The following is a 10,012-nucleotide window of genomic DNA, read 5'->3' as shown; positions in this document are numbered from 1 at the left end:
GGGCCGCTGCGCTAGACTGGCCCGCCGGGACGGCACCGGCGCGACGCCCCCGCGCCACCGCCGCTCCACCCTGCGCCGGCCCAGCGCCCGCAGTCGAAACCTCTGAACGTCTTCATTTAAACCAGGAAGATCCCAACGCATGTCGTGGCTCAAGAAACTCATGCCGTCCGGCATCCGCACCGAGACCGGCGCGGCCAAGCGCCGCAGCGTCCCGGAGGGCCTGTGGGAAAAGTGCGAGCGCTGCGGCGCCGTGCTCTACCGTCCCGAACTCGAGGAAAACCTCGAGGTCTGCCCCAAGTGCAGCTTCCACATGCCGATCCGCGCGCGCGCGCGCCTGAACGCCTTCCTCGACGCCGGCAGCGGCCAGGAAATCGCCGCCGAGCTGAGCCCGGTGGACGTGCTCAAGTTCAAGGACCAGAAGAAGTATTCCGAGCGCTTCAAGGCCGCGCAGAAAGCCACCGGCGAGCGCGACTCGCTGATCGCGATGGCCGGCACCCTCAAGCAGCGGCCGCTGGTGGCCTGCGCGATGGACTTCGCCTTCATGGGCGGCTCGATGGGCTCGGTCAGCGGCGAACGCTTCGCCCGCGGCGCCGAGCGCGCCCTGGCCGACGGCGTGCCGATGGTGTGCTTCGCCGCCAGCGGCGGCATGCGCATGCAGGAAAGCCTGTTCTCGCTGATGCAGATGGCCAAGGCCTCCGCCGCGCTGGGGCGCATGCGCGACGCCGGCCTGCCGTTCATCTCGGTCATGACCCATCCGACCTTCGGCGGCACCACCGCCTCGTTCGCGATGCTCGGCGACCTCAACCTGGCCGAGCCCGGCGCGCTGATCGGCTTCGCCGGCCCGCGCGTGATCGAGCAGACCGTGCGCGAAAAGCTGCCCGAAGGCTTCCAGCGCAGCGAGTTCCTGCTCGAGCACGGCACCGTCGACCAGATCTGCGACCGCCGCGAAATGCGCGAGCGCATCTCGCACCTGCTGGCGCTGCTGACCAAGCAGGCGCAGCCCGAGGACGACGTCGAAGCGGCGTGAGCCCGGAGCCGGGAGCACGGAACAAGGGGAGCGGGGAATGGCGAGAGGGCGAGGGCGCAGGGTGCGATACGGCATCGGGCCCGCGCGCTGTTTTCTTTCGCTTTCCCGCGCGTTCGCTCGCGCGCTTTCGATGAGCGCAGGCGCCGCGACGAAGCCGCAGTGGTTGTCGGACGCCGCCGCATCGGCGCCCCCGTCATTGCCCGATCCCTGCTTTCCCCGTTCCCCGCTCCAAACTGTGCTGCGCGAAGCGCTACGCGCCTTCGTTCAGCCGCGCGCGGCCGAAGCGCCGCCGGCTTGCGGCACACTCGCCCGGCGGCATTCCCCCGACGGCGCGCTCATCGCATCCGTTCGCCGCGCGATCGCCATTCCCCGTTCCCTTCATTCCCGGTTCCCCGACCCATCCCTATGACCCGCAAATACTTCGGCACCGACGGCATCCGCGGCCGCGTCGGCGAGGGCGCCATTTCGGCCGACTTCGTCCTGCGCCTGGGCAACGCCTACGGCCACGCGCTGCAGCGTCGCGACTGGCGCAATCCGATGGTCATCATCGGCAAGGACACCCGCATCTCGAACTACATGTTCGAGGCCGCGCTCGAGGCCGGCCTGGTCGCCGCCGGCGTGGACGTGCAGCTGATGGGGCCGATGCCGACCCCGGCGGTCGCGCACCTGACCCGCTCGCTGCGCGCCGACGGCGGCATCGTCATCTCCGCCTCGCACAATCCGCACTACGACAACGGCATCAAGTTCTTCTCCGCCGACGGCGAAAAGCTCGACGACGACACCGAACTGGCGATCGAGGCGGCGCTGGACCAGCCGTTCCGCACGGTCGAGTCCGAACGCCTGGGCCGCGCGGTGCGTACCCGCGACGCCATCGGCCGCTATCTGGAAGCGTGCAAGGGCTCGGTCTCGCGCGGCTTCGACCTCAGCGGCCTGCGCATCGCCCTGGACTGCGCCAACGGCGCCACCTATCAGGTCGGGCCGCTGGTGCTGCGCGAGCTGGGCGCGCGCGTCGACGCGATCGGCGTGGACCCCAGCGGCCTCAACATCAACGACGGGGTCGGCTCGACCCATCCGCAGACCCTGGTCGACAAGGTCCGCGCCAGCGGCGCGGACCTGGGCATCGCCTTCGACGGCGACGGCGACCGGGTCATGTTCGTGGACAGCGAGGGCCGCATCTGCGACGGCGACGACCTGCTCTACATCCTGGCCACCGACTGGCAGGACAGCGGCCGCCTGCGCGGCCCGGTGGTCGGCACGCTGATGACCAACTACGGCCTGGAGCGCGCGCTGCAGCAGCGCGGCATCGGCTTCATCCGCGCCAAGGTCGGCGACCGCTACGTGCACCAGCAGCTCATCGCCCACGGCGGCGTGCTCGGCGGCGAAGCCTCCGGCCACCTGCTGTGCCTGGACCGCACCAGCACCGGCGACGGCATCGTCAGCGCGCTGCAGGTGCTGGAAGTGCTGGCGCGGCGCAAGCTGTCGCTGCGCGAGGCCCTGGCCGGCCTGCAGCGGGTGCCGCAGAAGACCGTCAATGTGCGCTTCGAAGGCGCGAGCAAGCCAACCGAAGCCGCGTCGGTCAAAGAAGCGTTGAAACTGGCCGAAGCCGCGGTCGCCGGCCGCGGCCGCGCGTTCCTGCGCCCGTCCGGCACCGAGCCGGTAGTGCGCGTCACCGTCGAAGCCGACGACGCGGCGCTGATGCAGAACACGCTCGATGCGCTGTCGGCGGCGGTGAAGGCCGCGGTCTGACCGGTTCGGTCGTGCAGTAGAGACGAAGGCCGCGCGAGCGGCCTTCGTCGTTTCTGCCCGAAGCTACCTGTAGGAGCGGCGCAAGCCGCGACCAACCAAAGCGACGTAAAACGCGCAGAAGCCGAAATCGAGAACCCCCACGGTTGCGTATCTGCGGATGCTCACGCTTGCGAAACGCGGCTTCGGTTGGTCGCGGCTTGCGCCGCTCCTACAGGGGGCAGCCGTGTTCGCGCGCCGCCTGTGGCCCTCAGCGTTGCTGGAACCGCGTCAGCATCTCCCACGACTGCGCCACCGCCGCCGGGTCCACCTTCGCGTCCGGCAGCGGCCGGTAGCGCCGGTCGACCACGGTCGCCGCGCCGTAGTTGTCGAACAGGTAGATCCGCTCGCCGTGGCGGATGCCGCGCTGCGACCAGCTTTCCACCAGCAGCGGCCGGTTCGGCGCGGCCGGGCCGAACAGGTCGCGGCCGGTGCTGTAGTCGGCGCTGTCGTTGCGGCAGCCCAGCGCGTGGGTCATCAGCGTCGGCACCAGGTCCTCGTGCGAGGTCACGTGGCCGATCTTCTGCGCCGCCTTGCCGGGCCAGTGCAGCACGAACGGCGTGCGCAGCTGGTAGTCGGAGAAGTTGCCGTTGTGGCCCCAGTAGTTCTGCTTGAGGTCGTTGAACTCCTCGCCGTGATCGCCGGTGACCACCAGCACGGTGTTCTGCGCGAACGGCCCGGACTCCAGCGCGCGCACGAACGGGCCGATCAGCGAGTCGGCGTAGTGCGCGGCGGTGCGGTAGCGGTTGAAGTCCGGCAGCGGGTCGTGGTCGGGGCCGAAGTCGATCGGGTTGATCGACTGCGCCATCGGCTGGAACAGCGGCGGATAGCCCTTGGGCATGTAGTAGGGCTGGTGGGTCGAATCCAGGAACACGAAGCCGAAAAAGCGCTGCTGCGGCGAAGTCGCGGCGATGTCGCGCTGCAGGTCGGCCAGGATCGCCTGGTCGCGCTCGGCGCTCTTGCGCTCGCGCGGGCCGTTGACGATATGGTCGCGCACTTCCGAGAACGCGGTGCGGTCGAACTCGGGGTTGTACAGCGGCGCGCTGCCGTAGATGTGCATCGCGTAGCCGTCTTTCTTCATCTGGCCGATGAAGGCCGAGCCGCGCTGTTCGGCCAGCATCGGATGCCAGTAGCCGCCGGGCAGGCCGTAGAGCAGGCCGAACAGGCCGAAGCGGGTGGCGTTGCCGGAGCTGTAGTGGTCGTCGTACCACTGCGAGCGCTGCGCCAGCTGCCAGGTGTTGGGCATCACCCGCGGGTCGAGCGCGTCGTGGCGCAGTGACTCGAGCACGATCACCACCACGTTGAGCTTGGGCGCGGCCTCGCAGTCCAGCGGCTTGCGCGGGTACTTGAGCAGGCCTTCGCCGGCGCTGGGCATGCGCGCGTTCGGGTCGCTCTCCACGCCGAAGCGGCGCAGCGAATCCTTCAGCGTGATCGGCTGCGCCCACGGGATGTAGGGCAGTTGCGACAGGATCAGCCGGTCGCCGCGCGCATCGTAGTAGGCGACCATCGCCTGGCCGAACACCATCACCGCCAGGGCCAGCCACCACGCGCGCAGCACGCCGGTCAGGCCGGGGCGCCGCCGCAGCGCGCGCCACCACAGCCAGGCGACGGCGATTTCCAGCGCCAGCACCAGGGTCACCGCCAGCGCGATCAGCGCCCAGGCCGAGCCCGACAGCACCACCTGGTCCTGCATGGCGCCGCCGAACACCATGTTGGCGACCATCGCGTTGAGGTGGAACCGGTACAGCGCGAACACCTTGGCGTCGGTGGCGACCAGGCAGATCCACGCCGCCTGCAGGATCACCGCGGCGACGGTCATGGCGCCGCGGCGCCGGGTCAGCCAGCCCAGCAGCAGCGGCAGCAGGCCGAGCAGGGCGCCGAAGAAGACGAAGTGGCCGGGCAGGGCCAGGGTCAGGAACAGCGCCGCCTTCCAGTGCCCGGCCAGGTGGGCGAAGGGAATGTTGAGCGCGGCGATCGCGATCGCCGCGGCGGCGTTGGTCAGGGTGAAGCCGGTCAGCCAGGCCAGGGCGGTGCGCGCCTGGAAGGCGGAACGTGCGGCGGGGACGTCCATTCGGTGCGGCTCTCGGTGCGGCGGGCCTGGCGGGGCGGCGGGACCTGGGCGGGGCAGGTCGGGGCGGCGACTTTAGCGTGTAACAAAGCCCTGGAACACCGCCGGATGGCGGGAGGTCGCGGCGCGGCCTAAACGGCGCAGGCGGCCGTTCAGGCGGCGCCCGCGGCCGCTCGCGCGGCCTGTGCCGGGCGAGGCGGCCCGGCGTGCCAGCACGGTGCCGATCCGTGATAGATAGCGCGCCCGGACCGGCTTTGAGCGAAGATAGCGGCTTACCCGGACGATACAGACAGACAGGAACGCACAGTGAGTCAGATTCCTACCCTCGATATCCGCCGCTACGACACCGACCGCGAGGCCTTCGTCGCCGAGCTCGGCGCGGCCTACCGCGAATGGGGCTTCGCCGGCATCCGCGGCCACGGCATCAGCGACGAGCAGATCGACCGCGCCTACGACGTGTTCAAGCGCTTCTTCGCGCTGCCCGACGAGGTCAAGCGCCAGTACCACGTGCCCGGCGGCGGCGGCGCGCGCGGCTACACCCCGTTCGGCGTGGAGACCGCCAAGGACTCCAAGCATTTCGACCTCAAGGAGTTCTGGCACGTCGGCCGCGAGATCCCGCGCGACTCCAAGTACGCCGCCGACATGCCGCCGAACCTGTGGCCGAGCGAGATCGCCGAATTCAAGGAAGTCGCCTACGGCCTGTACACCACGCTCGACGACCTTGGCTCGCGCGTGCTCAGCGCGCTGGCGCTGCACATCGGCCTGCCGGAGAACTACTTCGCCGACAAGACCGACTCGGGCAACTCGATTTTGCGCCCGATCCACTACCCGCCGATCACCGCCGACGACATCCCCAACGTGCGCGCCGGCGCGCACGAGGACATCAACCTGATCACCCTGCTGGTCGGCGCCAGCGCCGCCGGCCTGGAAGTGAAGTCGCGCAAGGGCGAGTGGGTGCCGTTCACCGCCGACGCCGACACCATCGTGGTCAACATCGGCGACATGCTGCAGCGCCTGACCAACCACGTGTATCCCTCGACCACCCACCGCGTGGTCAACCCGCCGGGCGAGCAGGCGCGCCAGCCGCGCTACTCGACCCCGTTCTTCCTGCACCCGAACCCGGATTTCCTGATCGACGTGCTGCCTTCGACGATCACCGCGGACAACCCCAAGCGTTATCCGGAGCCGATCACGGCGCAGGGCTATCTGGAAGAGCGTCTGCGCGAGATCAAGCTCAAGTAAGGCCGCGAATCGGGAGCCGGGCGACGCTGTCGCAGCGCTCTTCGCGGCCGTCCGCGCGGGAGCGCCGGCGGATCGAAGCGCTCTCATCGCTTGCAAAGAAAAAGCCGGCTTGCGCCGGCTTTTTCTTTTGCTGGAGGCTGCGCCCCCGGTCAGTGCGAGCACAGCCAAATCAGTGGACGTCCTTGTCCCATGCGGCGGCGCGCCTCGGGCTGCGTTGCTTGGCAGGCTCGCCTCCCAAGCCCGAAGCAAAGCGTGCTCCCGCCTTACTTCACACGGATGACGGCTCGCTCAGCACCCGATCGCCGTACACAACGCCACGATATTGTCGTCGTTGAAGCGCGCGCCGACCCACGCCGTGCCGAACGCGCCGATGTGCGGGCCGCTGACCACGCTGTTGACCTGGTTGCCGGCGTTGGAATTCGGCGTGTAGTTGATCAGCCACGCGCCGCCGCTGGCGCCGTAGGTCATGTCGCAACCCTGCACGACGACGTTGGTGCCTTCGCTGGGCGCGTCGTAGGTCTGGCCGGCGCAGATGTTGGTGTACTGCGTGCTCAGGTTGCTGGCGTAGCCGTGCGAGTAGGTGTACAGCGAGTACGGCTGGTTCCAGGCGCGGCCGAGCCAGCCGACGTAGTTGATCACCGGAATGCCGGTGGTCTGCTCGCCGGTCAGCTTGATCACCGCCACGTCCCAGCGCCGGGTGCCCTGGTTGATCCAGTTGGTCGGCACCCGCGCGGTGCTCCAGCCGAACCGGCCGTACGGCGCCTCGCCGTAGCGTTCGGCCGGGACGAACACGAAGTTGGAATTCCAGCCCGCGCCGAAGGTGTAGACGCAATGCGCGGCGGTGGTCAGCACGTTGGTGCCGCTGGACACCTGCGCGGTGCAGTACGAGCTGCCGCCGCCGGGCGTGTTGAAGTACAGCTTGCCGATCTTGTTCCACGGCGACGCCTTCCACTGGCTGGTGTAGTAGTTGCCGGGGAAGCGGGTGTAGGCGTAGTGCGCGCCGTCCTTCTCGCCGCCCAGCGCCGACACCGGCGCGGCGCCCTGGCGCGCGTCCAGCGCATCGAGCTTTTTCCACACCTGCGGGAAGTGCTGGCGGGCGAGGTAGTTGTTGAACGCCGGGGCGGCGCCGCCGGGCGCGCTGGCGGCCGGGCCGGTCGGCGCGTCCAGCGCCTTGAGCGCGGCCGGGGAGGCGGCTTCGCCACGGGTTTCCCAGATCAGCGGCTTGACCGCGGCGCGCTGGCGCGCGGTGGCGAACGGCGCGGCCTGGGCGGCTTTGGCCGCGGCGGCGCTGCCGGGCTTGGGCGCGTCGAGCGCGGCGACATCGCCGTGGGCGGTGCGGATGACGGTTTCGCCGGCGCTGGCGGCGCCGGCCAGGCTCAGCAGGGCCAGGCCGGCGACGGCGGCGAGGCGGCGGGGGAGGGATTGCGGGGCGTTGCGATGCGGCTTCATGTCCAGACTCCTTGAGGTATCGCTCCATGGGCGACGGATGGATCGTCGGTACAACGCCGCCGCGCGCCTCGATCCGTGCGGCGCGGGCGGTTCCGGGCGAACGCGGGACGGGCGCGTACAGGCGGGCCCGGCCGGCGGCGCGTCGCCGCGATGGGCGAGGCTGCGTTCGTCGGTGCCGCCCAGGGGCGGGCGGCCACCCCAGGAAACGCCGGGGTCGCGGCGGGCAGGACAGGGCGGGGCGATGGACAGGTGCGTTGGCGGTGTTGTCGCAGCCATGCCTGGGATGGCTGCGGCGCAGGCGCGGCAAGGCTTTCGGTTGCCTGGGCTGGAGCGGGGCGCTTGGAAAATGTTGCGCAGGTGCAACGGCCGCTGCAGGTCGGGGCGGTGAAGGCGACGGTGTTTTGCGGGGAGCTCGGCTGGGCAAGGCGGCGAAATTCGCCTCCGCCCCGGGGGTTCGTCGTAGTCGCCTTGTCGTGGTCGCAGCTTGCGCAGCTCCTACAGGGAGATCGCGCAGTTTCCGAAGCCCCTGTAGGAGCTGCGCAAGCTGCGACCGCGGAATTTCAAGCCGCGCCGAATGCCCGATCCACGCGCACTTCACCCCTCCCGCAACCGCACTCCCGCCGCGCCCAAGGCCTCGCGCCACGCCGCCAGCTTCATCGCCGCGCCCTGCGAGGCGTTGGCCGGGCTGGTCGACGGCAGTCGTATCAGGCTCAAGTCCGGCCGCGCCAGGGTCGGGGCGACGAAGCGGCGAAAGGCCTGCTCGGCCTTGGCGCCGTTGAACAGGATCGTGCCGACCTGCCGATGGCGGGCCAGGAAGCCGGGGATGTCGTTGGCCACCGCGGTGTCGTCGCGGATCGCCGAATCCAGGCTGCCTTCGCGCTCGCACTGCGCCAGCACGTCCCACAGCGCGATCCCGGCCGCGGCCAGCGCCGCCACCCGCGCCGGATAGTCCAGCGCCGGCCCGGCGCCGACCAGTTCGCCCATGATCGGCCAGAACCGGTTCTGCGGATGCGCGTAATAGCGCCCGGCCGCGAGCGACGCGGCGCCGGGCATGCTGCCGAGCACGAGGGCGCGGGCGTCGGGGGCTTGGAGCGGCGGGAAGCTGTGCAGGGGCATGGAGCTGGGAGGTAGCGGATAGGAGATAGGAGATAGCCTAGATGTGGGCGTACCGGGCTATTTCCTAACTCCTATCCGCTATCTCCTACAACCGCTAGACTGCGCCCCGTCCACGCACCGAGGGAGAAGCCATGCGCCGCAGGATCGTCGCCGGAAACTGGAAGCTGCACGGCAGCCGCGAGTTCGCGTTCGCCCTGCTCGACGAGGTCGCCGCGCAGACTCCGCCGGCCGGGGTGGAGCGGGTGATCCTGCCGCCGCTGCCGTACCTGGGCGAACTGGTCGAGCACTACGGCGAGCGCGGCCTGGCCTTCGGCGCGCAGGACGTCAGCAGCAACGTCAAGGGCGCCTACACCGGCGAAGTCTCCGCGGCGATGCTCAAGGAAGTCGGCGCGGTCTACGGCCTGGTCGGCCACTCCGAGCGCCGCCAGTACCACCGCGAGAGCAGCGAATTGGTCGCGCGCAAGTTCGCCGCCGCCCGCGATGCCGGGCTGGTGCCGATCCTGTGCGTCGGCGAGACCCTGGAAGAGCGCGAGGACGGCAAGACCCAGTGGCGCCTGCAGGAACAGCTGGCGCCGGTGCTGGAACTGCTGGGCGTCGCCGCCCTGGACGGCGCGGTCGTCGCCTACGAGCCGGTCTGGGCCATCGGCACCGGCCGGACCGCCACGCCGGAGCAGGCGCAGGAAGTCCACGCATTCATCCGTAGCGAAATCGCATCGCACGATGCTAGAATCGCTGGCTCGCTTCCGATCCTTTACGGCGGAAGCGTGAAGGCCGACAACGCCGCCGCGCTGTTTTCCCAGCCCGACGTCGATGGCGGACTGGTCGGCGGCGCCTCCCTGGTCGCGTCCGACTTCAACGCCATCGCTGCCGCGGCGGCGCCCTGATCGCGACGAGCGGCGAACTCCGCCGCCCGCCGACGGTCGTAACGAGCTGTCACTGAGCGAAGAATTCCGACGATGCTGTTGTTCCTCAACGTCATCTATGTGTTGATCGCGATCGCCATGATCGCCCTGATCCTGATGCAGCGCGGCGCGGGTGCGCAGGCCGGCTCGGGCTTCGGCGGCGGCGCGTCGGCGACCGTGTTCGGCGCGCGCGGTTCGTCGAACTTCCTGTCCAAGTCGACCAAGTGGCTGGCGGTCGCGTTCTTCGCGATCAGCCTGTTCATGGCTTGGCAGGCGAGCCGCACCGCGCCGGCCCAGGCGGGCAAGCCGGATCTGGGCCTGATGGGCCAGGTCAAGGAACAGCCCGCGCCGGCTCCGGCCGCCACACCGGCCGCGGTGCCGCAGGCTCCGGCCAGCGGCGTGCCGCAGGCCCCGTCGGCCGCTCCG

The 10,012-nt window shown here is 70.1% G+C and carries 8 protein-coding genes; 5 read left to right on the top strand and 3 right to left on the bottom strand.

From position 1 onward, the window contains the following. The first annotated feature begins 139 nt into the window (after positions 1 to 139). Positions 140 to 1,027 (top strand): acetyl-CoA carboxylase, carboxyltransferase subunit beta, encoded by an 888-nt coding sequence (gene accD / locus A7A76_RS18625; RefSeq protein ID WP_206412607.1) that lies wholly within the window; start codon positions 140 to 142, stop codon positions 1,025 to 1,027. A 405-nt stretch (positions 1,028 to 1,432) separates the two neighbouring features. Continuing rightward, the gene (gene glmM, locus A7A76_RS18620) at positions 1,433 to 2,773 is read left to right on the top strand and encodes a phosphoglucosamine mutase (RefSeq protein ID WP_206412606.1); all 1,341 of its coding nucleotides are present in this window, start codon (positions 1,433 to 1,435) and stop codon (positions 2,771 to 2,773) included. Positions 2,774 to 3,020: 247 nt separating this feature from the next. Here glmM and A7A76_RS18615 read toward each other — a convergent pair whose 3' ends face one another. Continuing rightward, complete coding sequence (locus A7A76_RS18615; RefSeq protein ID WP_206412605.1) at positions 3,021 to 4,880, bottom strand: DUF3413 domain-containing protein; 1,860 nt, start codon at positions 4,878 to 4,880, stop codon at positions 3,021 to 3,023. A gap of 303 nt (positions 4,881 to 5,183) precedes the next feature. Between A7A76_RS18615 and A7A76_RS18610 the strand changes: the two genes are divergently transcribed. Continuing rightward, positions 5,184 to 6,119, top strand: coding sequence for an isopenicillin N synthase family oxygenase (locus A7A76_RS18610; RefSeq protein ID WP_206412604.1), 936 nt, complete (start codon positions 5,184 to 5,186; stop codon positions 6,117 to 6,119). Between the two features lie 288 nt (positions 6,120 to 6,407). Here A7A76_RS18610 and A7A76_RS18605 read toward each other — a convergent pair whose 3' ends face one another. Together A7A76_RS18605 and A7A76_RS18600 are read right to left on the bottom strand one after the other, a co-directional pair. After that, positions 6,408 to 7,568: a trypsin-like serine peptidase gene (locus A7A76_RS18605; protein WP_206412603.1), complete on the bottom strand. Its 1,161-nt coding sequence runs from the start codon at positions 7,566 to 7,568 to the stop codon at positions 6,408 to 6,410. A 594-nt stretch (positions 7,569 to 8,162) separates the two neighbouring features. Continuing rightward, positions 8,163 to 8,684, bottom strand: a complete 522-nt coding sequence (locus tag A7A76_RS18600) for a DNA-deoxyinosine glycosylase (protein WP_206412602.1) — start codon at positions 8,682 to 8,684, stop codon at positions 8,163 to 8,165. Between the two features lie 131 nt (positions 8,685 to 8,815). On the opposite strand from A7A76_RS18600, the gene tpiA reads away from it, so the two are divergent. Further along, positions 8,816 to 9,568 (top strand): triose-phosphate isomerase, encoded by a 753-nt coding sequence (gene tpiA / locus A7A76_RS18595; RefSeq protein ID WP_206412601.1) that lies wholly within the window; start codon positions 8,816 to 8,818, stop codon positions 9,566 to 9,568. Between the two features lie 72 nt (positions 9,569 to 9,640). Further along, positions 9,641 to 10,012 (top strand): preprotein translocase subunit SecG (gene secG, locus A7A76_RS18590; protein ID WP_206412600.1); only part of this gene is annotated, 372 nt, incomplete at its 3' end.

Source organism: Lysobacter enzymogenes (assembly GCF_017168095.1).
In the GTDB taxonomy this organism is placed as follows: Bacteria; Pseudomonadota; Gammaproteobacteria; order Xanthomonadales; family Xanthomonadaceae; genus Lysobacter; species Lysobacter enzymogenes_D.
Note: the sequence above shows the minus strand (reverse complement) of the source record. Positions and strands in the feature narration are given on the sequence as shown.